At 38.7% G+C, this 25,466-nt stretch carries 18 protein-coding genes; 9 read left to right on the top strand and 9 right to left on the bottom strand.

The features are described 5' to 3' along the window. The first annotated feature begins 178 nt into the window (after positions 1-178). Both HRT55_RS09615 and rdgC read left to right on the top strand, forming a co-directional pair. Entirely contained in the window at positions 179-1,921 is a 1,743-nt protein-coding gene (locus HRT55_RS09615) for a sensor histidine kinase (RefSeq protein WP_291620809.1), read from the top strand. A gap of 75 nt (positions 1,922-1,996) precedes the next feature. After that, a complete protein-coding gene (gene rdgC / locus HRT55_RS09610; RefSeq protein ID WP_291613459.1) occupies positions 1,997-2,920 on the top strand; it encodes a recombination-associated protein RdgC in 924 nt (307 codons plus the stop codon). A 101-nt stretch (positions 2,921-3,021) separates the two neighbouring features. On the opposite strand, the gene HRT55_RS09605 is transcribed toward rdgC, so the two are convergent. Continuing rightward, complete coding sequence (locus tag HRT55_RS09605; RefSeq protein ID WP_291620808.1) at positions 3,022-3,864, bottom strand: HDOD domain-containing protein; 843 nt, start codon at positions 3,862-3,864, stop codon at positions 3,022-3,024. A 269-nt stretch (positions 3,865-4,133) separates the two neighbouring features. Between HRT55_RS09605 and yegQ the strand changes: the two genes are divergently transcribed. Both yegQ and HRT55_RS09595 read left to right on the top strand, forming a co-directional pair. Then, the gene (gene yegQ / locus HRT55_RS09600) at positions 4,134-5,525 is read left to right on the top strand and encodes a tRNA 5-hydroxyuridine modification protein YegQ (protein ID WP_291620807.1); all 1,392 of its coding nucleotides are present in this window, start codon (positions 4,134-4,136) and stop codon (positions 5,523-5,525) included. A gap of 83 nt (positions 5,526-5,608) precedes the next feature. Beyond that, the gene (locus HRT55_RS09595; RefSeq protein ID WP_291620805.1) at positions 5,609-5,854 is read left to right on the top strand and encodes a YfhL family 4Fe-4S dicluster ferredoxin; all 246 of its coding nucleotides are present in this window, start codon (positions 5,609-5,611) and stop codon (positions 5,852-5,854) included. Positions 5,855-5,917: 63 nt separating this feature from the next. Here the strand turns inward: HRT55_RS09595 and cysB are convergent, their stop codons facing one another. Beyond that, entirely contained in the window at positions 5,918-6,892 is a 975-nt protein-coding gene (gene cysB, locus HRT55_RS09590) for an HTH-type transcriptional regulator CysB (protein ID WP_291620803.1), read from the bottom strand. Positions 6,893-7,171: 279 nt separating this feature from the next. On the opposite strand from cysB, the gene HRT55_RS09585 reads away from it, so the two are divergent. Beyond that, the gene (locus HRT55_RS09585; RefSeq protein ID WP_291620802.1) at positions 7,172-7,942 is read left to right on the top strand and encodes a hypothetical protein; all 771 of its coding nucleotides are present in this window, start codon (positions 7,172-7,174) and stop codon (positions 7,940-7,942) included. 59 nt (positions 7,943-8,001) lie between these two features. Then, positions 8,002-8,370, top strand: a complete 369-nt coding sequence (locus HRT55_RS09580) for a ribosome recycling factor family protein (RefSeq protein WP_291620800.1) — start codon at positions 8,002-8,004, stop codon at positions 8,368-8,370. A 113-nt stretch (positions 8,371-8,483) separates the two neighbouring features. On the opposite strand, the gene topA is transcribed toward HRT55_RS09580, so the two are convergent. Beyond that, on the bottom strand, positions 8,484-11,210 hold the full coding sequence (gene topA, locus HRT55_RS09575; RefSeq protein ID WP_291620799.1) for a type I DNA topoisomerase: 2,727 nt from the start codon (positions 11,208-11,210) through the stop codon (positions 8,484-8,486). Between the two features lie 416 nt (positions 11,211-11,626). Here topA and HRT55_RS09570 point away from each other — a divergent pair, with 416 nt between their 5' ends. Further along, complete coding sequence (locus tag HRT55_RS09570; RefSeq protein WP_291620798.1) at positions 11,627-12,733, top strand: arginase family protein; 1,107 nt, start codon at positions 11,627-11,629, stop codon at positions 12,731-12,733. A 72-nt stretch (positions 12,734-12,805) separates the two neighbouring features. Here the strand turns inward: HRT55_RS09570 and HRT55_RS09565 are convergent, their stop codons facing one another. Further along, positions 12,806-15,196: an Ig-like domain-containing protein gene (locus HRT55_RS09565; protein ID WP_291620797.1), complete on the bottom strand. Its 2,391-nt coding sequence runs from the start codon at positions 15,194-15,196 to the stop codon at positions 12,806-12,808. 266 nt (positions 15,197-15,462) lie between these two features. Between HRT55_RS09565 and HRT55_RS09560 the strand changes: the two genes are divergently transcribed. Next, positions 15,463-16,824, top strand: a complete 1,362-nt coding sequence (locus HRT55_RS09560) for a dicarboxylate/amino acid:cation symporter (protein ID WP_291620796.1) — start codon at positions 15,463-15,465, stop codon at positions 16,822-16,824. Positions 16,825-17,020: 196 nt separating this feature from the next. Here HRT55_RS09560 and sohB read toward each other — a convergent pair whose 3' ends face one another. Together sohB and HRT55_RS09550 are read right to left on the bottom strand one after the other, a co-directional pair. Continuing rightward, positions 17,021-18,070 carry a protease SohB gene (gene sohB, locus HRT55_RS09555; protein ID WP_287206980.1) on the bottom strand — a complete coding sequence of 350 codons (1,050 nt, stop codon included), beginning with the start codon at positions 18,068-18,070 and terminating at the stop codon, positions 17,021-17,023. Positions 18,071-18,228: 158 nt separating this feature from the next. After that, positions 18,229-20,853, bottom strand: coding sequence for a VolA/Pla-1 family phospholipase (locus HRT55_RS09550; protein WP_291620795.1), 2,625 nt, complete (start codon positions 20,851-20,853; stop codon positions 18,229-18,231). Between the two features lie 268 nt (positions 20,854-21,121). Here HRT55_RS09550 and HRT55_RS09545 point away from each other — a divergent pair, with 268 nt between their 5' ends. Continuing rightward, positions 21,122-21,889 carry a YciK family oxidoreductase gene (locus HRT55_RS09545; protein ID WP_291620794.1) on the top strand — a complete coding sequence of 256 codons (768 nt, stop codon included), beginning with the start codon at positions 21,122-21,124 and terminating at the stop codon, positions 21,887-21,889. Between the two features lie 106 nt (positions 21,890-21,995). Here the strand turns inward: HRT55_RS09545 and fadD are convergent, their stop codons facing one another. From fadD to HRT55_RS09530, 3 genes are all read right to left on the bottom strand, one after another. After that, positions 21,996-23,651 carry a long-chain-fatty-acid--CoA ligase FadD gene (fadD, locus tag HRT55_RS09540; RefSeq protein WP_291620792.1) on the bottom strand — a complete coding sequence of 552 codons (1,656 nt, stop codon included), beginning with the start codon at positions 23,649-23,651 and terminating at the stop codon, positions 21,996-21,998. Positions 23,652-23,767: 116 nt separating this feature from the next. Next, a complete protein-coding gene (locus HRT55_RS09535; RefSeq protein ID WP_291620791.1) occupies positions 23,768-24,697 on the bottom strand; it encodes an alpha/beta hydrolase in 930 nt (309 codons plus the stop codon). A 40-nt stretch (positions 24,698-24,737) separates the two neighbouring features. After that, on the bottom strand, positions 24,738-25,454 hold the full coding sequence (locus HRT55_RS09530) for a M50 family metallopeptidase (protein ID WP_291620790.1): 717 nt from the start codon (positions 25,452-25,454) through the stop codon (positions 24,738-24,740). Positions 25,455-25,466 lie beyond the last annotated feature (12 nt).

The raw sequence follows: 25,466 nt of genomic DNA, 5'->3' as shown, positions 1-25,466 counted from the left end.
ATAAAATTATATTCATAAATAATATCCATATATGTCTTAGTATCTATTTAGATAAAATAATGTTTCAATTGAATTAATTAACATAATTTTAGACTATGTATTTTAATTTCGCGCACTTTTAAAATGGATTAACTAGAATTAACAATAAGCGCCTAAAATCACCTAAAAGATAACTGATATGAAAATAACCAGCATATCTAGAAAACTGCTATCTAAAGTACTCTCTGTTTATTTTATTTTGACCTTTAGTGTTACTGGCATTCAAATTATTGCTGAATATTTTAACACCAAAAGTCATATCAATAGTGAGCTACTGACATTACAAAAAACCATTAGTGGCAGTTTAACCCGGGCAGTTTGGGAGCTTAATACTCAACAAGCTGTTGATATATCAGAAGGCTTAATCGCCATTCCTATGATCAAGGGAATTACCGTAACTGATGAAGCTAACAATGTTATCACTCAACTTGGCGAAGTACTTACCTTTCCTTCTCAAGCCTCTGAAGAAATGTATAACGAGCATCAAAGTATAAGTTCACTCAGTGAGGGGTTATTTGGACACTCTTTCCCATTAATATTTGAGTTTTCAGGTAGAACAACAACCGTTGGCACCGTTACTTTGTTATCGAGCAATGATGTTATATTTGCTCGGATTGAGGTAGGAATATACTTTCTCATCGGTAACGCCATTGTAAAAACCGCCTTTCTAATTTTCCTATTCTCATTGGCTTTTACCAAGCTATTAACCGAGCCATTACAAGAACTCACTGACCAAATGAAGCAACTCGATCTACATGATCCTGAAGCATCTAAATTTCATAATATGAATAATGAAAGAAATGAGCTTAATGTGCTCGAAGATGCTTATAACAACCTTATAGATGAGTTAATTGAATTCAAAGACAAGCTGGCCTTATCCCAACGAGAAACAAGCTTAGCCAACGATAAATTAGATGAACAAAACTTATTACTTGAACAAGAGGTTGCTAGAAAAACCTCCACGTTAAGCAGTACCTTATTACGAATGGAAGTACAACAAAAAGACATGTTGGCTCAGCAACATCAGTTAGAAGCAGAAAATAATCGTCGCCGTAAAACCGAAAGTACGTTGATCACCACCAATAAAGATTTAAAAAGCTCGATAATTGAATTGAGTAAAGCTCAAGATAGACTATTGGAAGCCGAAAAGATGTCGTCACTTGGCGCACTGAGTGCCGAAATTTCTCATGAAATTAATACTCCTATTGGTATTAGTATTACCTCGACCAGCTATCTCTCAGATATCATCCATAAATTACAGCAAGACATCAATGCACAACAACTGTCTAAGCGCACTATCGACAGTTTCATTGATAATGCTCAGCACAGTGTTGAGCTTTTATTAAGTAATTTACAAAGAGCTGCGGAACTAATCGCCAGCTTTAAGCAGGTCGCTGTCGATCAAACCAATGACAAGATAAGGTTAATCAATGTCGCTAAATATCTTGATGAAATTATCCGTTCAATTCACCCGAAATTAAAGAAAACTGACCATAGTGTAAAAATCAATTGCGATCCACACATTGAAATTTATACTCATCCCGGAGCTATCGCGCAAATTATTATAAATTTAATCATCAATTCCATTGCTCATGCTTTCGCAAATATAAACCGAGGCGAAATGACCATTGATATTGCTCTAGATCAGCAAAGGCTAGTGATACTTTATCGTGATAATGGTGTCGGAGTTAATGAGGAGCAGCTTGAGAAGTTATTTGATCCTTTTTACACCACAAAAGCAAGCAAAGGTGGAACTGGTTTAGGCACACATATTATCAAGAACCTTATAGAAGACACTCTTAATGGCTCTATCGAGGCATATTCAAAAGAGAGTGAAGGCTTAAGCTATCACATGAGCTTTCCAGATATGAGGTATAGTTAAAAGCTTGCTGTCTAAAGAGCATAATTCAGGTATGATAATCGCCAAAATACTCCCTTATCAGCCTAGGAATTACTTATGTGGTTTAAAAACTTATACTTTTTTGCCTTTACTCGTCCATTTGAATGGTCAGAGGAAGACTTAGAAAAACACTTATCGGAACATCTTTTTACTCCATTGGGCTCGACTGAAGTAGCACACTTTGGTTGGATTAATGCTTTAGGCAAGCATGGCGATACTAGTGTTCATAGCTCCAACGGTAATTTTTTAATTTGCGCTCGCAAAGAAGAAAAAATGCTTCCTGCTTCCGTTATTAAAGATATGGTCGAGAAGAAAGTTAATCTACTTGAGCAAGAGCAAGGCCGTGGAGCCACTAAAAAAGAGCGCGAACAATTCAAAGAAGATATAACTTTTGAATTACTACCGCGTGCCTTTTCTCGTATAACCGACACCCATGCCTATATTAGCCCAGTAAATAATATTATCGTTATCAATTCCAGTTCACGTGGTAAAGCAGAAGACTTATTAGCATTATTACGCAAAGTACTTGGCACTCTTCCTGTTACTAGCTTTGACCCTGATATTTGTGTCGATGAAACCATGACCGATTGGCTAAATAAAAAAAGCCTAGGTGGTAAGTTCACTCTAGGAATGGAAGCAGAATTTAACGCCTTAGGTGATGATGGCGCGGTTGTTAGAGTTAAGAACCAAGACTTAATTAGCGAAGAGATTCAAACCCATTTAGATGCAGATAAATATGTTGTTAAGATAGCTCTTGAATGGGATGAATCTCTGTCATTTATTTTATGTGAGGACTTAGCGATTAAGCGCCTTAAGTTCTTTGATGTTATCCAAGAACAAAATGACGATATTGATAGCGATGACATTGTTGCTAAACTTGATGCTGATTTTGCTTTGATGGCTGGTGAATTGAATAGATTTATTAGTGAACTGTTAGCTGAGTTTTCTATGAAAACGACAGATCCTTTAGAAAAAGATTAACCTAGTTTATTTAAACTTTTTTGACAAGATAAGAGGGCGATAATATATCGCCCTCTTTCTTATACACAATGATGCTAATTTTTATAGCCAATATACGTTAGCTAGATAAACATTGCCCTAACTGCATCACATTTTTCTTTAAATTCATCACTGTCCATATAGTCTACTTCAGGTAATATTCCTTTCTTGGTATAACTCGTTAAAAGCGCCTCTTTAGTTGACTCATTTTTGAAGACATTATGATAAATAGCCCCGGCACGTATGAAATCTAAATAGTGCACCTCAGTAGGCAAAATAGTTAAGTCACTCCAACTCTCTGCTAATAAGGTAAACTCTTCAGAAAATCCCCAACTGCGCGTGATTGCTCCCCCTACTCGTCCTGATAACTTAATAATAGCTTGCTGTAAAAAAGTCGGATTAGCAAAAACATCGGGGTGATTTTCAGCCTCAGTTAAAATTGGTAACACACCGATATTATGAATGAGTGCCGCCAAAGTTATCGTATCTAAGGAGAGCGAAGTGTGTTTGTGCTCCTTTAAATACAGAGCCATAAGGCTTACTGCCACCGAAGCAATATCTATAGTTTTTAACCAAGCTTTGTTCATATACATAGTTACCACATCGTTATGTGATACAAAGACCTGCTCTATTGCCATTGCCGTGGCAATACTTTTAATTTGTCTTAAACCTATACGAGTCACTGCTTGTGGAACCGTTTCAACTTTAACGCTACGTCCTAAAATCGCGTTATTAGCCACTTTAAGCATACCTAAAGATAGAGCAGGATCCTGAGCAATAATATCGCTCATATCATTTAAGTTAATCTCAGGGTCATCGGCAGCGCTTCTTACTTTTAATGCTATCTCAGGTAATGTAGGCAGTACAAGGGTGTCTTGTTTTATCTTCTCAGTCAAAATCGTATACAGGGCATTTTCAGTTGCCATAAATCCACCTTTATTTTTATTGTGCTTAACATTAAAAGTAGCACATTTTTCTAAAAGTAATATTTTTTCTTAATGATTTTCAAGTGAATAGCAAAGGCAGTTGTTAGCACAAAAAAGCGAGTTACCCACGCGACTCTGCTTAAAGCAAGGTTAACGTTGATCCAGATCATGCTTAGCTTAATTGCAAATGGTAGCGGTAATCTCTATTGAGTATAATTTGCCGCCTATTTTTATTGCGTCATTATTATTTAATACTATTTGAGTACCCTATGATAAAACCTGAACTTCTTTCTCCCGCTGGTAGCTTAAAAAACATGCGCTATGCTTTTGCCTACGGTGCTGATGCCGTTTATGCCGGTCAACCACGTTACTCCTTACGAGTCAGGAATAATGAGTTTACTTTAGAGAATATTCAAATAGGTATTAATGAAGCCCATCAACTCGGTAAAAAATTCTACCTAGTTAATAATATTGCTCCACATAACGGTAAGCTAAAAACTTTTCTTAAAGATATTACTCCTATTATTGCCATGCAACCAGACGCATTAATCATGTCAGATCCTGGTCTTATTATGCTGGTTAGAGAAAACTTCCCGGACATGCCGATTCACTTATCAGTACAAGCAAACGCAGTCAATTGGGCCACGGTTAAGTTCTGGCAACAACAAGGTATAGAACGAGTAATACTATCAAGAGAGCTATCCCTTGATGAAATTGAAGATATTCGCTTTCATTGCCCTGATATGGAATTAGAAGTTTTTGTCCATGGCGCTTTGTGCATGGCGTATTCTGGTCGCTGCTTACTTTCCGGCTATATTAATAAACGCGATCCCAACCAAGGAACTTGTACTAACTCTTGTCGCTGGAAGTATGACACTCATGAAGCGAAAGAGACTGAAACGGGTGACATTATTGCTGTCAAACCTAAATCTGTTGATATTTATCTACCCGAGCAAGATATTATCACTGCCCCACAAAAGCCTATTGATGATGTCATTTTACTACAAGAGCAAGGTCGCCCTGGTGAATATATGCCAGCATTTGAAGATGAACATGGTACCTACATCATGAACTCTAAAGATTTACGTGCGGTCGAACACGTTGAGCGCTTGGTAAAGATTGGTGTGCACTCATTGAAAATTGAAGGCCGAACGAAATCTTATTATTACTGCGCAAGAACGGCGCAAGTATATGGCAAAGCGATCAATGATGCCGTAGCAGAAAAACCATTTAATCCAAGTCTTAATACTGAGTTAGAACACCTGGCACACCGTGGCTATACCGAAGGTTTTTTACAACGTCACCGCCATGGTGATACACAAAACTATGATTACGGCTATTCAAAAAGTGATTCTCAGCAATTTGTTGGTGAGGTACTCGGACGAAATGAACAAACAGGCCTTGTTGAAATTGATGTGAAAAATAAATTCCTAACAGGAGACAGGCTTGAGTTGATGACCCCTAATGGCAATCAAACATTTACCCTACATAAGATGATTAATAGCAAAAACGGTGAAAGTATTAGTGATGCAAAAGGCTCTGGCCATAAAGTAGCCATTGAACTTGATACAGAGCTAGAACTATCTTTTGGTATTATCATGCGCTATTTAGAAGAAGTTGGCACTACGCGCCATCCTTTTGCACAAAACCAACAAGCTTAGTAGCTAAAATAAAGGTTTGAACATAATAATGGCGACTATTCTGGCTATAAATAGCCGGGCATTAACTGGATAGGATTAGCAATATGGCATTAAAAATTTTAGATTCATGTATCAATTGTGATATGTGCGATCCGGAATGCCCGAACGATGCGATTTCCCTTGGCGCTGAAGTTTATGAAATAGATGCAGATAAATGTACTGAATGTGTCGGCCACTATGAAAAGCCGACTTGCGTAAGTGTCTGTCCCATCGATTGTGTAAAACCAGATGCTGAACATATCGAAAATAAAGATGATTTACAGGCGAAGTTTCTTAGATTATATGGCTAGTTAGCTTTCAAAATACGCCTAACTAGAGCAATAAGTAATTATTGCTCTAGTGATAAATCATTTTTAGCGAGTGGGTAATTTTATATCTTTTAAAAACTCATCAACCTCATTATTATTTTTCAATAACATAGCACGGGTGACAATATCTTTTGTTAAATGAGGAGCAAATCGCTCAATAAAGTCGTACATGTACGCACGTAAGAAGCTACCTCGTCTAAAACCAATTTTAGTGGTACTTGCTTTAAATAAATGACTGGCATCAATGACTACAAGATCACTATCAATACGTTGGTCAATTGCCATGGAAGCAATCACGCCAACACCGACGCCTAAACGTACATAGGTTTTAATTACGTCGGCATCTGTCGCGGTGAAAGCAATTTTCGGTTTTTCACCTGCGGCATCAAAAGCAGCATCGAGCTCAGAACGTCCAGTAAAACCAAAAACATAAGTCACCAGTGAATATTGCGCAATATCCGCTATGGTGATATTTTGTTTTTTGGCTAAAGCATGATCAGGTCGAACAATGATACTTCGATTCCAATGGTAGCAAGGTAGCATGACCAAATCGTTGTACAAGTGTAGCGACTCTGTAGCGATAGCAAAATCAGCATCACCTTTAGCGGCAGCGTCACTTATTTGTGCCGGTGTGCCTTGAGACATATGCAACGAAACTTTGCTATACCTTTTAATAAACCCCTTAATAACATCGGGTAAGGCGTAACGAGCTTGAGTATGTGTGGTAGCAATACGTAATTTACCTTCATCAGGCTGAGTATGTTCACGGGCAACCGCTTTAATAGCTTCAACTTTTGATAAGATTTTCGTTGCAATATCAATGACATCTTGACCAGCTTCTGTGACATGCGTTAGATGCTTGCCACTTCGACCGAATATTTGAATACCTAGCTCATCTTCAAGCATTCTCACTTGTTTAGAGATACCTGGCTGAGAGGTAAACAAACTATCTGCCGTGGCAGAAACATTTAGATTATTATTTAATACTTCAACGATGTAACGCAGCTGCTGTAATTTCATATGAATACTCAAGTGGCATTAATAAATACGAGGTTTTTAACGTTCTTATACCAAAATAATATACTTAATCGAACATTTATACCATAATAATTTTTTACTTTTTGTAAATAATCTTTACCACTTCAGCTAAATTCGATAAAGTTTTTTTTCCTTCGTTATACTGTATTTATAAATACCTTTGTTCAGCCATTTTTTGCATTAAATGTGCAACTAGTCCTATGCTAAGCAAAGCATTTTTTGTAGACTGCCTAGTAGTTTATTTATTCAAGAGAATCTTAGATGATCGCTATTATTGTTGGGTTAATCATTGCCTTAATCGTTATTGTTGTTGTGGTGACCTCTATTCAACAACATAAAGAAAAGTTAGAAGCTGAAAAGCGCGTTAAGGTAGCTAAGCAAAAAGCGATTATAGATGAAAGTGAAGAGCTTATTTTTAATTTAGCAAATTTACCAAGTAATCCTAATATTGTGAAAATATTAAACCGCCGCAGCTTAAATGCAGCAAAAAACATGCAAGAACTTATGCCAGAAGTTAAAGGTATCAAAAAAAGAGCTCAAGAATTAAAGTCTCGCTTAAAAGCCTCAGAAGATCTTGCTGAAAATCAAGCCGGTGTCGACGATAATTTTGTCCTGCCTGATAACGAACAACAACTTGTTGCTATTTTACAATGTATTAAAAAATTACGCGCCGTACTTAAATCAGAACAAAGCAAAGGTGCATTAGATGCGCAAACCTTTACCGCAGAAGATCAAAAATTAGCGACCATGCAGTTAAAAATCAATATTGAAAGTTTAGTTAAACGCGGGACTCAAGCCTTTAGTAAAGAGATGCTTGGTTCAGCCAGGCAATACTTTGAGAAGGCTCTACAAAGTTTAGCAAACAGTACCGTTAAAACTGACTATGTGGCGGCAAAGCATGCTGAGGTAACGCAACAATTAGAAGATATTACTGATGCATTGAAACATACGAATGCTAAAGATGCCGCGAAAAAAGCAAAAAGTGAAGAAAATGAATTAGACTTATTATTCCAACCGAAGAAAAAGTGGTAAGTTTTTCTCTAAGCCAGCTTACTGCTGGCTTTATTTTAACAATTTAAGACCCGTTCCCCGTGGAAGTAATCCTTACCATCAACTTGCCTGCCTTTGTTCGTCGAACGATTAAGGCATACGCTTTAAAAGCCCATATAAGGCAATTAGGCTGTGACTTAAACCGTATTGGCCGCTCTAGGAATTGGCAACTCAAAGCTAACTTTAGTCAAATACAAGCCCTAGTTAAACTTATCGAGCAAGAGCAAGAAGAAAGTTGGCTATGGCTTGGCAAATTACTTAAAAGAGAATATCAACATTTAAACCATGATAACCTGTTAGCACTGGCTATTCGCCTTGATAATCTTACCGTCACCGCCTTAATGGCACTAACTGATTGTACTTTAGCACAAGCTAGAAAGGTTCTAGATGAATTAGAGGACTTAGATTAGGGCTTAGGTTAGGACTGTATGTTGATATCATACTAGATAGAAAAGACGAAAATTAGACAAAAAAATAGATACCCAAAGGTATCTATTTTTGTATTCAAACTAGAATAAATTCTCTAGGATGATTTTGTATCTACTTTCTTAGCGGCTTTAGCTTTACTTGCAGTTTTTTTCGCTGCCGGCTTTTTAGCGGCTTTCTTTTTCGCTACTTTTTTCTTAGGTATATCTTCTACCCACTTACCGTCAATATACTTGGCTGTCCAGCCAGTTGCTTTCGGCTTACCTTCGTCAGTAGCAATCTCAGTCATTACGTACTGCTCTTTGGTTTTACGACTGTAACGTACTACCGCTAAATTCCCTTCATTATCTTCTGCGGGTGCATCAGCTAAGTAATAGAATTTTTCGGAAATCCTGTCTCTAAATCGTTGTAACTCAGCGACTTTCGGTGCTCTAGTTTCTCTTGAGCGAGGAAAAGTATGCGCAGCTAAGAAAATTCCGGCAGCGCCATCACGAAGAACAAAGTGAGCGTCAGATTTTTCACATTCAAGCTCAGGTAATTGTACCGGGTCTTCTTTAGGCGGCGCAGCTTCACCACTAGCAAGCAATTTACGAGTGTTTTTACATTCTTCATTAGTACAATCAAAATACTTACCAAAACGGCCAGATTTCAACTCCATTGGTGCTTCACAACGGTCACAATCTAAAATTGGTCCGTCGTAACCTTTAATCTTAAATTCACCCTTTTCGACTTCAATGCCATCACATACCGGGTTATTACCACAAACATGTAACTTACGTGTTTCGTCGATAAGGTAGCTGTCCATCGCGGTGCCACATTTATCACAACGACGCATTGCCATAAGCGCTTCGGTTTCAGCATCTTCAGCTAAAACACTTTCAGCTTCTGCACCAGCGGTTAAGTTCATGGTTTTAGTACAGCGTTCTTTTGGTGGTAAAGCGTAGCCAGAGCAACCTAAAAACACACCAGTTTGAGCAGTTCGAATGCCCATTTTACGATTACAGGTCGGGCAATCAATATCTGTTAAGACTGGCTCATTATTTTGCATACCACCCTCTTCAGATGGTTGATCAGCTTTTGATAATTGCTTGGTAAAGTTTTTATAAAACTCGTCTAAAACAGCTTTCCAATCAGCCTTACCGGCTGCTATTTCATCAAGCTCTTGTTCCATATTTGAAGTGAACTCGTAGCTCATTAACTTTTCGAAGCTGCCAGATAAACTGTTAGTAACAATTTCACCCATTTTTTCAGCGTAGAAACGTTTTTTGTCTAGTCGGACATAACCACGATCTTGAATCGTTGAAATAATTGACGCATAGGTTGACGGTCTGCCTATGGAACGTTTTTCTAACTCTTTTACTAATGATGCTTCACCAAAACGAGCTGGTGGTTTAGTAAAATGCTGGCTTGGTTCAATATTATCTAAAGTTAATTTTTCACCAACCTTTAAATCAGGTAAGTGGGTATCATCACCTTTGCTTAGCTGTGGATGAACTTTAGTCCAACCATCAAACTGCATCACTCGGCCTTTAGCTTTTAAATCAAAGTTAGCAGCGCTAATTGTTAAGGTACTTACGGTATAGCGAGCAGCAGTCATTTGACAGGCAACAAACTGGCGCCAAATCAGCTCATAAAGCTTTTTCGCATCAGGCTCAATACCTTCAAGAAATGCAGCTTCAAGCTTAACATTAGATGGGCGTATTGCTTCATGTGCCTCTTGTGCACCCGCTTTAGAGCCATATGTTTTCGGCTTTTCAGGTAAGTAATTTTCACCAAAGCTATCAGTAATGTACTTACGGCACATTTCTACCGCATCTTTACTTAAATTGGTTGAATCGGTACGCATATAAGTTATATGACCCGCTTCATACAAACGTTGGGCTAAGCCCATAGTACGTTTTACGCCATAACCTAATTTAGTACTGGCTGCTTGCTGTAATGTCGAAGTAATGAAAGGTGCCGACGGTGTACTTTTTGACGGTCTATCTTCACGTTTACTGACAGCATAATCAGCCGGATTTAGTATTGCTAAAGCGGCATTAGTTTCTTTTTCAGTAGTTGGTTTAAATGCTTTGCCATTTTCATGGGTAACATCAAGGGTTAGTACTTCACCTGTCGTTGCATGGGTATCAACAGCGATGTCCCAAAACTCTTTTGGATCAAACGCTTTAATTTCACGTTCTTTTTCGACCACTAATTTTACTGCAACAGATTGAACTCGTCCTGCTGATAAACCACGTGCAACTTTTTTCCACAATAGTGGGCTGACCATAAAGCCAACCACGCGATCGAGAAAACGTCTCGCTTGCTGAGCATTAACACCAGGCATACTCAATTCACCTGGGGTAGCAAATGCTTGTTGAATAGAGCTTTCGGTTATTTCATTAAAAACAACACGGCGGAATTTTTCATCGTCACCACCAATAATCTCTTTTAAATGCCAAGCAATCGCCTCTCCCTCGCGATCCAAATCGGTTGCGAGATAGATAATGTCAGCTTTTTCTGCCAGCTTTTGCAGTTCACTAACAACTTTTTCTTTACCTGGCAGTATTTGATAATTGGCTGCCCAGTTATTTTCTGGATCAATGCCCATACGATTGACAAGCGCTTGCTTGTCACGCTTTGCTTTATATTTGGCTTTTGCTGCAGGCGCCATTTTACGCACCTCAGCCGGAGACTTAGCAGCAACTTTTTTACCCGTACTGCTGTGCGGAAGATCACGTATATGACCAACACTCGACTTTACAATAAAGTCTTTGCCTAAATATTTATTAATTGTTTTCGCTTTGGCTGGCGACTCGACAATAACCAGTGATTTTGCCATAAAAATTTATAATCCTTCGATAAAGGCAAATTATTTTTTGCCTTTTTATTCAAACGCTAATCTAATCAACAAAGTGCGAGCGTACTTGTTATGACCATGCTAGCGATAAAAAAAACATGTTATTTAAAATTAATCTCTGCATAACTATCTATAGGTATATCTATAAATATGCAAACTGACAAGTAATTATTTTACTTCTCAGGGAATGCTATTCACCCACATAGGGGTTTTAGCTATAATAGGCATTTATTGATAACACTGTGCGCTAAGTGACACTTTGCCTATTTTTAGCGGCAATCATAATAGACTTTGCGATAAAACATAAGAGCATATTGTTAAAAAATTCAAATTATGAATCTATAAGGGTCAGCCAGCGCAACTGATGATCCAAGTAAATAATCAAACAGAGACTTCAAATGACAACTATTACATCAGAATTTTATAACAAACTCAGCAATTGTTTGTGTCCACCAGGCAACGGCGTATTTACCGTTAATACCGCTAAAGAGCGTAAAGAGCAATTACATAAAACTATTTTCGGACAAGCTGTGGATGTTGATGATTTATGGAAAGCATCGTTAAATAAGCTTCCAGAGGCGTCTAAAGCAGTTATTTTAGGTATAGCATCAGATTGTGGTGGAGGAATTTTACGTGGTGCTAACTGGGGACCGTTATTCTTACGCGCTAATTTGCTAGAGAACTATCCCGAACTGACCGCTTTTGACATGGGCGATGTTCGTGTTATTCCTCATTTACTTGCAGACAAATATTTAAATGAAGCGACAATAGCCAACTGCAGAAAGGCACTTTATCAAGATGAGAATAGTAGTTATGCTATTAGCCCATTAACTATCACTGAAGATGTTTTGCATGACTTCTATGCTGAATTCCCTGAAAAAGGTATTTTTGGTATTGGCGGTGACCACAGTGTTAGTTACCCATTAACCAAAGCCTACTTACAAGCTAAAAAGCAACAAGGAAAACGCGCCGCAATAATTCATTTTGATGCTCACACCGATTTATTGGTAGAACGTTTAGGCATTGATTTATGTTTCGGCTCTTGGTGTACCCATATTTTAGATGACTTGCATGAAAAACATCATTTAATTCAAATAGGCATTCGCTCTAGCGGTAGACCACAAAGTCACTGGGAAGATACCTTTGGTGTTAGACAACATTGGGCAAAAGATATGAAAGCCCATGGTATCCAACAAACTATAGAGAATATTCTTAACCAACTTAAAGATGAAAATATTGACGAGCTTTATGTAAGCTTTGATATAGATGCCATTGATGAAAGCTTTGCTAGTGCAACAGGAACACCAGAGCCTGATGGATTAATGCCAAGTGATGCTATGGATATATTGCGTGCCTTAGCGGCAAAATACCCCATTACCGGCGCTGATATGATGGAGATTGCCCCTTTCACTGATAGCTCAGGCCAAGGTGAAGTTGGCAGAGATAAAACATTGAAAGTTGGCGCTGAGATTTCGGCATTTTTACTTGAGGAAATGGCGAAGTAACTTTAATTTTAAGCTGCCAGATCAAAAAAGGCTCCCTTAGGAGCCTTTCATTAGGAGCAAGATACACCGTAATTAAGGTGGATCTTGACTTATATTATCACTACATACATTTGATAAACCAAACGGCCCTCTATGATTAAGACCTTGATGAGGAGGGGAGGCGTCTTCAGAATTTACATGTTCAGCAAGTACCGGCAAGGTAAATATTGTCTGAGTCGAGCCTTCACTACCTATGACTTTACCTGAGACTATGAGCCTTATGTCAAGCCATCGAGCGTAACTTTGCTGATAATATACCTTGATTAAAGCATGCCCGCTGGCATCCGTAACAAAATTAGCGGTTGTAGTATCTCCAGTACTAAACGTAACGATATTTCCAGGAGTCAATTCACCATCACCATTAAAGTCTTCTCCCGCATCTAAAATACCATTAAAGTTAATATCTTCATTGGCGCACTTAGTCGTGGCAATGTATGAGGTAGGTTTTTCTATTGATCCAAAGCCTGCATCAGCCCACCCCTTAAAGTCGTCACCATCATAAGTTCTCATCCAGAAACCTTTATAATAGCTTTCTGGTACTGCTGAAACAGTAAGTACAACATCAGGCACGGCTTTAGACAGTGTATCGGAAACAAGAATGGAGTACTCTTTGATGTAAAGAGTTGTTTCACCCTCAGGGGCAAGTAATGTTCTTCCTGTACCCAAGGATATAAACAATCCTCGCTCTGAAACAGTTAAGTTCACAATATCATTTATTGATGGCTCTTCTTCAACACTAGCAGTCACCACAACAGCATCTTTTGCAGAAGTACTATTAGAAGTATAAACTGTTGAAGCACTACCACTACTATCTGTAACGGCTGTAGCAGGGAAAATAGAACCGCCACTAACATCTTCTAAAACAAATTTAATTCGTTTATTTTTAACCAAATTGCCATTAGCATCTTTTACCACTACAGAGATGGTAGAGGTTTGCTCATTAGGACCTATGGAATTAGGTGAAGCTTGTGCTTTAATGCTCGCGGCAGTGTCAGCAAAAAATTCAAACTCGAGTTGGTTAGTTAATTCAATATCTTTACCATCAACATTATCAAAACCGACAAGGGTAACTATCGCTTTACCTGCATCAGTAGAAGTTAAATTAACAGTAACTTGACCGTCTGTATTAGTCGTCCCTTCTGATATGGGAGTTACACCATCATTTGCTAACAAAAGACCTCGCGTGGTTGTAAACGTAACGACCTTCCCAACTACAGGAGTAAGTTCCCTTTTCCAAGTAAGCGTCACAGAAGCCATTTGTGTCAAAGATACATCGGGAACAATAGGAGTAACAGATGGGTTTACTGTAGTAGTGCCATTACTAAAATTAGTAAACAAGAATGAGTCTGCTTGCACTGATACATTTTGAGTCGCTGACGCACCAAGAGCTGAAATTATAATAGTATTAGTGCCACCACTGGTACCCGTAGCTTTAACTATGGCTTGTCCTTCAGCGTCTGTAGTAACCGTTGCTGGTAAAGTAATTACTGCAACAGCGCCTGCAGGGCTTTCTGTTGACGCACCAGATAAAGAAATATCTACTACGGCTTTAGGGACACCATTGCCATCAGAGTCTAAAACATTAACAATATAGTTAGCCTCATCGTTTAGCGCTAGAGAAGCAGAGCCTGTTAAAGTTAACGCTGTTCCAACCACATCTATAGTTAATGAGTCTGTAACATCACCACTAATAATTGTAACTGTGATCACTCGATTACTTGGCTCGGCCTGAGTAGAGAGCATCATACTCACTTTGCCATCTGGACCAGTAACATTTGTACTGTTACCAATTTCATCTAAAATTTTCTCTAACGAACCGGTATCACTGGCAAAGTTAATTGTTACTCCTTCGACTAAATTGTTACTGGCATCTTTAGCAATAGCAGTAAGTTCAATGGACTGTGCGCCACTAGAAGCCAATTGCTGTGTACTGGTAAATAATTTTATAGAAGCTGCTACAGGTTCACCTATAGGAGGAGTTCCCTGACCATCACCTAGACTAGTAAAACCGATTGAAACGGTAGCTGAGTCTGAAGTTGTGGTTGAGGTCACGCTCGCTATAACTTCAACACCACCAGCAACATCAGTTACTTTAACGGTAATTTGAGCGACACCTGCAGCATCGGTAACTGCAGTACCTATAACAGGATCAAAAGTTGCCATTGCTGGGTCATTTAAGGTAAAAGTAACAAGTTTATTAACTACAGGCGAATTATCACTTTCTAATAATATAGATGTAAAGATAGTAATATCATTATCTGCTGATAAATCACCATCTGACTTTGTTATGGTAACTATAGCGCCACCTGATGAACCGCCACCATCATCACCACCTGTAAGATCACCATCTCCATCACCACAGGCTACTAAAGTCATCATCGACATGAGTAACATGGTAAAACTTAAACGTCGAAGTAACTGCATAAAGCTTCCCTAAATTTATTTTTAATTTTACATACTTTAACCATATTAACTTATAAATAACAAAAAGGTACTGGTTATTAAAAAAAAATCACCTTCAGTTAATAAGTTAACCAGTTTTTAACTTATTGCAGCTTTATCAATAGCTGTAATAAAGTAGTTTTTAATCTAGGTAATTATTGCTAACCTTAGCGCTGAAAATTGGAAGTGTAATATATGTATAATAATTACAACTTAACTTACAACCTAGCTGAAGTAACATAGACACTATGACAATTGAACAAACAACTTCCCCCGCCCTCAAAAAAACCAGTTTAACTAGCCGTATTGTTATCGGTATGGTTAGCGGTATTTTATTAGGCACCTTCTTACAGTGGTTAATGCCAAATGGCTCTGACAAGCTTATCAACCTTTATTTCTTTGATTTATCTCTGAGAGGTTTACTGGTTGATGGTGTGCTAGAGGTTATCGGGCAGATATTTATGGCCAGTTTGCGTATGCTCGTTGTACCACTAGTTTTTGTCTCACTAGTTTGTGGCGTTTGCTCGTTGAAAGATACCAGTAAACTTGGCCGAATCGGTGGTAAAGCTATTGGCTTATATCTTGCCACCACTGCCATTGCTATCAGTTTTGCTATTTTTGTCGCCCTACTTATTGCTCCGGGAGAAGGAGTAAATATGGTATCGAATAGCAGCTTTACCAGTAGAGAAGCGCCGTCTTTAGCGCAAGTTATAATTCAAATGTTCCCTACTAACCCTTTTGCTTCATTTGCCCAAGGCAACATGTTACAGATAATTGTTTTTGCACTACTCTTTGGTATTGCCATTGCACTTTCAGGAAAAGCCGGTGAACGCATAGCTTCATTATTTGAAGATTTAAGTGAAGTAATCATGCGCCTGGTAACCATTTTAATGAATATCGCCCCTTATGGCGTTTTTGCATTATTAGCAACCTTATTTACCACTGTGTCACTAGACACCTTTGGCAACTTAATAAAATACTTCTTTGTCGTATTCTTTGTCTTAGTTATTCATGCTTTAGTGACTTACCCTATTATCTTAAAAATGTTAACCGGTTTAAACCCGCTAATCTTTTTAAAGAAAATGCGCGACGCTGCAATTTTTGCCTTCTCGACTGCCAGCTCTAACGCTACCATTCCGGTTACTTTAGAAACTGCCACTAAGAAAATGGGCGTTAAAAACTCCATTGCTTCATTTACTGTGCCACTGGGTGCCACCATTAATATGGATGGCACAGCAATTATGCAAGGTGTCGCCACCGTATTTATCGCACAAGTATTTACTCAAGACTTAACTTTGGCTGACTACTTAACCGTTGTACTTACCGCGACTCTCGCCTCTATTGGCACGGCCGGTGTTCCAGGTGTTGGTTTGATCATGTTAGCCATGGTATTAGATCAAGTAGGTTTACCTGTGGAAGGTATTGCGTTAATTATAGGTGTTGACCGTATACTTGATATGACTCGTACTGCAGTTAATGTTACCGGCGACAGTATGGTAAGTGTAGTGATAGCTAAGAGTGAAGATCAGTTTGATGAAGATATGTATTTAGACCCAAAAGCCGGTCATAACATTGAAGAGATTGACTTCAAGCACTTAAAAGATAACTAAAATAAAACTAAAGGCTAGCCTTATAACTGGCTATTAGTGATTAAAAAAGCCTTGTTGAGTAAACTCAGCAAGGCTTTTTTGTTGATATCAGAACGAGGTTATGAATTAGTTACTATAAAAGTAAACCTAGCGAGGCAATGACTAACTGGTGCCTGCTTCATGTCTAACTCATATCTAATTCAAACCTAGCTCATATCTAACTAGGAAAAATATTATTGCGTTGTAACAACTTGCCAATAAAGCTTTCTGCAGATAATGAAGCTGCTTTTGAAAACTTCTCAGCTAAACCTTTCTTCACTTCAAACTTTATCGCAACTACTTTATGACTTTTACTTTTTCCTTGTAAATAGTCATCACTAGTTTGGATGCTATCAACTAAACCTAGCTCTAAGGCGGTAGTACCAAACCAGTGCTCACCGGTTGCTACTTTCGCAATATCTAAGCTAGGTCTACGCTCACTTACAAAGTTTTTAAATAACACATGGGTTTCTTCCAACTCTTCAATAAACTTCTCTTTACCTTTCTCTGTGTTTTCACCAAACATAGTCACTGTGCGTTTAAATTCACCGGCAGTAAATTGCTCAAATTCAATATCATGTTTTTTCAGTAATTTGTTAAAGTTTGGTACCTGTGCAATAACACCAATCGAACCAAGAATGGCAAACGGAGCTGAGATAATATTGTTAGCTACACAAGCCATCATATAACCGCCACTAGCCGCTACTTTGTCTACTGATACTGTCAGTGGAATATTATGCAGACGAATACGGTCAAGTTGTGAAGAGGCTAAACCATAGCCATGCACCATACCGCCGCCACTTTCTAAACGAATAAATACTTCATCTTCTGGCTTGGCCACAGAAAGTATCGCTGTCACTTCTTCACGTAACGAACTAACTTCTTTAGCATCGATACTGCCATTAAAATCAACAACAAAAACATGGGCTTTACTTGGCTCAGCGTCTTCGCCAGCTTTAACTTTTGCTTTATCGGCCTTAGCTTTTTCTTTTGCTTGTTTTTTATCTGCTTTTTCTTTTTCTTTATATTCTTCCTTGGTTAATAAGGCATGAATAATATCTTCTTCTGTCTCGATAAATTGCTCAGACAAGTCAGTAATTTCAAGCTCACCTTTTTTGTGCTGCTGTTTCATTGCGGCACCAGCAATGGCGATGATAATGGCAATGACCGCCAAAACGAAAGTAACAGTTTTGGCTAAAAACATTCCGTATTCGTATAAAAATTCCAAGAGGACTCCTGAGGATTTAAGTGTAAAAAGGGATAAAACTAATTGCGCTAATTCTACACTATTTTATTCACTTGCAAACAATTGATAAAACGGCATAAACACTAGGCAAAAAAAAGCCCTCAAAAGAGGACTTTTTAGCTAAAGATTTATGAGAAAAATTATTTAACTACGACAGGATTAGTTACTGTAATCTTTTGCCCCATAGAGAAAAAGAAGCCGACAACTTGACCTTGCATTTCTTGAGTTGCAGCTGCAGTTTTTTCTGCATCAGGAGCTACACTGTTAGGTGCCGGGCTTAAGATAGAGCTATGATGACCATAAAGAAAGCGTACCGCACCAGAGCCATCGGTGGTCGTGCTGACACTTGGCAAACCAAGTAAAGCAATTGCACCTTCAGTGCCACCAAATGGTGTAGTAGTTACCGTATTTGGTATAACTTGGTCTGAGCAGTTATCCGTTACTAAGATATCTTTACATTCACCACCATTAGCATCGACACCATTACCAACCACTTCAATTAAATGGGTCGGTGTTCCATTCGCTTGAATGATACCAGCATAGTTTGCAGGGTCTCCAGCATCAGTTACCGTTTGCGCGGCAAAGACAAATTGAGTGAAAGTAGCATTTAAACCAGCTTGTTGTTCAGCAGTTAATGCTGCATAAAAAGCTAAATACGCTACAACGATCTCTTTTTCAGTTGCAGTAGACTTACCATTGTCATCTAGCGGATATATTGCATCGAGCATTGCTTTAAACTCAGGCGAGGCACTGTAGGTTAAGTTAGCTTTTATCAAGTTACCAAAAGAGCCTGACTCCATCAATAGGTTAGCAATCATCACACCCGGCATTGCTAAAGTATTAGTATTCACTGCAAATAATGGGTCTACTTGCGGATCAAGCGCTGTATTTGTTAAAGCAACAAAGTTGATGCCTGTAATAGCACCTAATGAATGCCCTAAGAAGTGTACATTGGCGCCATCAACTTTTATTTGATTACCTTCTGTATGAAGGCCCCCTAAGAAGTTCAAACCTAAGCGTAAACCAACTAAGTCTGATGCTGACTGACGTAAATTATCACGTGTAGTTAGCAGGCTCGCTAGGTTCATATAATGAGTCGCTGAAACTGTTGAAGCATTAATATCATCAACTCCATCAGGAACATCATCAGGGCCAGTTATATCAAAACCACGGCTACCACCTGGAAATAAACCACCAAGGGCATCAGGATCTCCATGTAACGGATGATTAATTGCGACTGTGGCAAAGCCATACGCTGAAAGAATACCTGTGATGGCTAACATATCTTCTTTTTTCGATGTTATACCGTGTTGCAATATAACAACAGGCCAGCCATTATCTGGTTCAACTAAATCAGCAGATAAACCTAAATTTGGACGAACAGCATTCGCTACATTTACATCCGGCGTAGTCATTTGCACAACAACAGGCATATTAGCATTAACTTTAGGCACAGGACTAAATTTGGTTAAATGGCGCTTCGTATCAAAACCGAGGGATCTAAGACCTGGAGCAGGTAAACCTTTTGCCGCCGAAATCGCCATACAAGTGCCATCATCAACACTCACTGGTTCAGCTGGAATAGTTCCAGCTGGAAGCTCTCCTGCAGCAATTTTTGCTGCCACACCAGCCAATATAGCACCCGAATCACATAACGACTTCCACCAATCATTCACAGGAGCCATACCATTTTCAGCGGTCGGTACACCTAGATAATAGGGTAATGTAATACTACCTTGCATAAAGTTAGCTGTAGAGTATAACGGTACTAGTGATTGTGGGATTTTGTTTTTGTCAAAATCAGGATGCCCGTCAGGATAAGGAGCTAAAATATTAGCAACAGACATGCCGGTATCTTGAATACCAATTGTTGGAATACCGTTCATGGCATTCTCAACCATGGCAGGTACATTATTAGCCATCAATGCTTTTGTGGTAGCAAGTACATCAGTAGTTGATTGCGTAGTCATGGCAAAAGTATAAATCAGGCTATCTTTATCAGCGCCGGCATCAACAATCGCATTTTCATAACTATTTATCACACCTTGCAAACTCTTTTGATCATCAGTCACTAATGGGTGATTAGTAATATCTTGACGAACAGCTTCATAAGTTAATGAAGCTGCAACAGCTGTACCATTACTGTCTTTTAAGTTATTGGTTAAAGCTAGAATATAAGTTGTTTTTGCTTTCAGAGGTTTTAAGGGAATAATTGCAATACTATTGCCTGATGCTTGAGCTGCAAAGTCAACACCAAAGGTTAATTCACCAACAACCGTACAAGCTGCACCACGAGGCACTTCTTCACAACCAGGATCACCACCCATTAAGGTTTCAAATATTTTTACTGAGGCCGGATTTACCACAGAGCTGCCATCAAGTGATGTGCCCGCAGGGAAATCAATAGCAAGTACAAATGGATTAGTCGTTGACCAACCATCTATAGCTCCCATTGCAGTAGATGGTTCAGCATAATTAGGCGATTCAATCTCATTTCCCTCTTCATCCTTTTCACCTGAAATTATATTGCCTTCTTTATCCCTTTTAATAGGCATATGTAAGGTACCATCAGGAGAACCCGAGAATAATAAATCATTAGGGACTGATAAAACGCCATTAGAAGGGTCAAAAACAATACGTGCTAACGGCATTACCGCTGAGCCATTTCCTGCCACTTCTTTTTGTACATCTTCGATTGTTTCGCTATCACAGGCACTTAAACCAAGTGCGCTAATAATAGCAAGACTGAGAGCTAGCTTTTTCATGTTATATTCCCCAATGCCTTAATTTTTATTATGTATATTTGTTAAAGTTATTTTACTTTTAAAGTTCAAACTACCGTTTGAATAACTAGTTAGACCAGTTAAAGTTACCCCAAGATGTCACAAGGTGCTAGTAGTTTTTTACTTTTTTGTATTATTTTGTCTTAGTTTGTGTTGTTTTTCATGTTAATAAACTTTTTTCTCGTCAATGAAAATGTCAACGAGTAGAATAGACAGGTATTTTTCTTACACACAGCGAAAAGATCCTAAGATGTTTAATTATTCAATAAAAGATGCTTGTTTAAACAACAAAATCATTCTAGTTACCGGTGCTGGTGCTGGTATTGGCCGCACTGCTGCATTAACTTATGCCAAACTTGGCGCGACAGTAATTCTTCTTGGTAAAACGGTTAGTAAGCTTGAAGCTGTTTATGATGAAATTGTAGCCCTTGGCCAAGCTGAACCCGCTATTATCCCTCTAGATTTAAAGGGCGCCACGAAGCAAAACTATATTGATATGTGTTCAACAATTGTCAGCCAATTTGGTCGACTAGATGGTGCATTACTTAATGCCTCGATTTTAGGTGAGCTTACCCCATTTACTCAAATTCATGAGCAAGTATTTAATGATGTAATGAAAGTGAATGTCACCGCGCAATATCTATTAGCCCAAGCATTAATACCAACATTATTGTTAGCACCAAAATCCTCTTTGATTTTTACCTCATCAAGTGTTGGCAATCAAGGGCGCGCTTACTGGGGACCATACAGCATGTCAAAATTTGCTACTGAAGGCATGATGCAAGTTATTGCTGATGAATATGACACTAGCAGTTTACGTACTAATGCAATAAACCCTGGCGCTACCGATACCAACATGCGCTCGTGTTCATTCCCTGCTGAAGATAAAACAGCTATTGCTAGCCCAGAAGATATTATGCCTTTATATGTTTATTTGATGTCTGATGACAGTGTTGAAGTAAATGGCCAGACTTTAAAAGCCCAAGAAGGTGAAGCGACTAAGATAAACCATATTTAGGACGGGACATTACCAATAAAAAAGGCAAGCTATGATAGCTTGCCTTTTTTATGAGTCATTTTGATTAGCTGTTTGCTTAATCAATACATTGTACTGCTGTATTGTATTAGCGAAGCTCTCTTCTTAAGATTTTACCGACATTGGTTTTTGGTAGCTCTTTACGAAATTCAACCAGTTTAGGTACTTTATAGTTAGTAAGGTTTTCACGACAATGCTTAATCAGCGATTCTTCCGTTAAATCATCGGACTTACTGACTACAAATATTTTCACAATCTCACCGGAAACTTCATGCGGCACACCAATTGCTGCAGACTCGAGTACACCATCATGCATGGCCAATACTTCTTCAATTTCATTCGGGTAGACATTAAAGCCAGAAACGATAATCATGTCTTTTTTACGGTCGACTATAGTAAAAAAACCTCTATCATCCATCATGGCAATATCGCCCGTGGCAAACCAGCCATCTTTTAATACTTCGGCTGTAGCTTCCACGCATTTGTAATAACCTAACATCACCTGAGGACCTTTAACCCACATTTCTCCAGACTCACCAATGTCAGCTTCACTGCCATCTTCACGCATAATTTTAACATCGGTTGAAGGTGCAGGAATACCAATAGTGCCATCATAAGCAGCTTGATTGTAAGGACTTATAGAAACCATAGGTGCACATTCGGTTAATCCATACCCTTCTAACAACCTAGAACCTGTTACTTGTTGCCAACGTTCAGCTACTGGTCGTTGCACGGCCATGCCGCCACCTAGTGACATTTTCAGGGTACTGAAGTTTATGTCACCAAAACCAGGGGTATTCAACAAACCATTAAATAGAGTGTTAACGCCAGTTATCGCAGTGAATGGATATTTTGATAACTCTTTAACAAAGTTAGGCATATCTCTAGGGTTGGTGATTAGTAAGTTGGTGCCACCTAAAGTAAAGAAAGTTAAGCAATTCGCCGTTAGGGCAAAGATATGATAAAGCGGTAAAGCAGTTACGACTAACTCATTACCCTCTTCCAGTAATGGGCTGATAGCTGCTTTAGCTTGCTGTAAGTTTGCCACCATATTACGATGCGTTAACATTGCACCTTTAGAAAGACCTGTAGTACCACCGGTATATTGCAAGAAGGCAAGATCATCACCGCACAATGCTACAGGTGCCAATTTAAGCTTCATACCTTGTGCTAAAGCTTTATTAAAGCGCACGGCACCGGGTAGGTTAAACGCAGGTACCATCTTTTTAACATACTTAACTACACAATTTACTACAGTGCCTTTAACTAAGCCTAAGCGATCACCCAGTGATGTCAAAATGACATTTTTTACTGGCGTTTTATCAATCACTTTCTCAAGAGTCTGAGCAAAGTTCTCGATAATTAACATAGCTTTAGTATCAGAGTCTTTTAATTGATGCTGAAGCTCACGGGCGGTATACAAAGGGTTTACGTTAACAACCGTAAGGCCCGCTAACAAAGCGCCAAATAATGCGATAGGATACTGTAAACAGTTAGGAACCATGATGGCGAATTTATCGCCTTTTTCTAAGCCTAAGTCTTGTTGTAAATAAGCAGCAAAAGCCGTTGCTTGCACTAAAAGCTCTTCATAGGATATTGAAGCGCCCATATTAATAAATGCAGTTTTATCACTATATTGAGTAGAGTATTTAGTGAACATGGCGACAATGGATGGGTACTTATCGGCATCTATTTCGAATGGCACTTCACTAGGGTAACTTTTTTCTAACCAAATTTTTTCCACAATGGCTTTCCTCAATAGGTTATTACGTTGTTATTTTGATAACAATTATTTTATTTACAGCAACTCTTATTTTAATACCACTGTTTTAGCAAATTTTTGCTCGATACGCCACAAATTTAAACGCTTGTTTTAATTTTGCTGAAAAAATCACTAAGTAAAGGTGATAATTCTTTCGTTTGCTCCATATGGACATGGTGACCACCTGACAAGCGGATAGTTGTCAGGTTATCCACACTGGCAGAAAACTGCTCTACCCCTGTGGCAACCATGTCCATGCCTTTATCACCATAAATTAATTGCAGCGGGCATTTAATATCGCTAAAAAGCTGTTGCCCTTGCGCTAGGCTTAATCGGTAAGGTGAAATTGTCCGTAAACGTGGATCTGAGCGCCAACGATATAAAGTACTAGCATTGTCTCCCGCTATACGATTACTTTGCTGAGGTTTAACCTCTAGCAATGATCTTTGTACAATCAATTTTGCATGTTCTCTTTTTAAGTCAGAAACATGCATGCGTGCTTTAATAGCCGTTTCTTCGGAAAAAGCCCGGTTAGACTTAACTGGCTTTACTCGGCTCAACACGCCTTTTCGTAACTGGCTAGTTGTTTGATCTATTGGTGCACAAATAAAGCCAAATGAGTCAATCAAGGTCAGTGACTTTACCTTTTCTGGAAAAGCCGCTGCAAATGCACTTGCAATCATAGCGCCCATTGAGTGGGCAACAATATCAATGGCTGGCCAATTATTAAGGTTAAACAAAGCCACTAAATCACTAACATAATCAAAGAAATGGTAATGAGCACCAACACTACGATGGTCTGAATGACCATGTCCAGGCCAATCTAAGGCAATAATACGTCGACCCACGAGTAAATCACCTTGTTGCACTGTTTGCTGCATTACTTGTTGCATAAAAGGTAAAAAGCTTGCGGCATTATCCAAGTAACCATGTAAGCATAGCACTGGTTGCTGCTCTTTATTGCCACAAGCGAGTGCTGCTAATGTTAAGTCCTCAAGTTGAAAACTCAGCGTTTCAATTTTCATCATACCTGCCATACAAGTTAGCCATAAGGGTTAGGCCCTTGATTTAAGCATAAGACTTTTGATTGGTTTTAATTAAGGAGTAAAGCGCAGCCATGGCTAACACGCACCATATTAAAACCCAAACCAACTCAGGCACCATAGTCATTGAGGCCAAAGCCGCACCATCACCTAAATCACGACCATCAAATAAATAGGTTGGGCTAAACAAGCTGTTTAATAAAATACTCAAACCAAAGAATTTTAACAATAGCTGCAAATAATATAATCGACGCATTTTTATGGTCATAACAAACATAACGGCTAAACTGGCAAGGATCACCATAGTAAGCAGATCTCGAGCCCAAAAAATAATTGATGCAAGCAATAATACTATCATTAAGCCTGAAAAAACCTGTGCTGTGCGTTGATGGCTATTTGCTAACTTAAATATTAACCAGCCCCAAAGGGTTGCTCCACCATAGCCAAAAAAGCTAATAATAAAATTAATCCCCCCTCGACTAGTACAAAGGCCTGATCCATTAGGAAATAATTGAATGCGAATAATTTCGCCACCAGTTAGTAACGCGGCAATACCATGACTTATTTCATGGAAGTAAGTTTCCAGCCAGTTCAACGGAATAGAAACTATCGGGATTTGCCTAATAATGATGGCAGCCACAAGCAAGAAATATAGCTGATATTTTTGCCAAAAACTGGCTGACTTAGCTTGTGATGAGGCTTGTAAAGAGCCTGATGAAGTATTTTGCGAGTTACTGCTCATATTTTACTGCCA

The organism is Colwellia sp. (assembly GCF_013214175.1).
Taxonomy (GTDB): domain Bacteria; phylum Pseudomonadota; class Gammaproteobacteria; order Enterobacterales; family Alteromonadaceae; genus Colwellia.
This window is presented reverse-complemented; position numbering and strand designations above follow the sequence as displayed.

Coding starts and splice junctions, on each gene's coding strand:
- cysB (WP_291620803.1), bottom strand. CDS start 6,892: ATGAAATTACAGCAGCTGCGTTACATCGTTGAAGTATTAAATAATAAT.
- HRT55_RS09585 (WP_291620802.1), top strand. CDS start 7,172: ATGATCGCTATTATTGTTGGGTTAATCATTGCCTTAATCGTTATTGTT.
- HRT55_RS09570 (WP_291620798.1), top strand. CDS start 11,627: ATGACAACTATTACATCAGAATTTTATAACAAACTCAGCAATTGTTTG.
- HRT55_RS09535 (WP_291620791.1), bottom strand. CDS start 24,697: ATGATGAAAATTGAAACGCTGAGTTTTCAACTTGAGGACTTAACATTA.
- yegQ (WP_291620807.1), top strand. CDS start 4,134: ATGATAAAACCTGAACTTCTTTCTCCCGCTGGTAGCTTAAAAAACATG.
- HRT55_RS09615 (WP_291620809.1), top strand. CDS start 179: ATGAAAATAACCAGCATATCTAGAAAACTGCTATCTAAAGTACTCTCT.
- HRT55_RS09565 (WP_291620797.1), bottom strand. CDS start 15,196: ATGCAGTTACTTCGACGTTTAAGTTTTACCATGTTACTCATGTCGATG.
- rdgC (WP_291613459.1), top strand. CDS start 1,997: ATGTGGTTTAAAAACTTATACTTTTTTGCCTTTACTCGTCCATTTGAA.
- HRT55_RS09545 (WP_291620794.1), top strand. CDS start 21,122: ATGTTTAATTATTCAATAAAAGATGCTTGTTTAAACAACAAAATCATT.
- HRT55_RS09605 (WP_291620808.1), bottom strand. CDS start 3,864: ATGGCAACTGAAAATGCCCTGTATACGATTTTGACTGAGAAGATAAAA.
- HRT55_RS09550 (WP_291620795.1), bottom strand. CDS start 20,853: ATGAAAAAGCTAGCTCTCAGTCTTGCTATTATTAGCGCACTTGGTTTA.
- HRT55_RS09595 (WP_291620805.1), top strand. CDS start 5,609: ATGGCATTAAAAATTTTAGATTCATGTATCAATTGTGATATGTGCGAT.
- HRT55_RS09560 (WP_291620796.1), top strand. CDS start 15,463: ATGACAATTGAACAAACAACTTCCCCCGCCCTCAAAAAAACCAGTTTA.
- HRT55_RS09530 (WP_291620790.1), bottom strand. CDS start 25,454: ATGAGCAGTAACTCGCAAAATACTTCATCAGGCTCTTTACAAGCCTCA.
- topA (WP_291620799.1), bottom strand. CDS start 11,210: ATGGCAAAATCACTGGTTATTGTCGAGTCGCCAGCCAAAGCGAAAACA.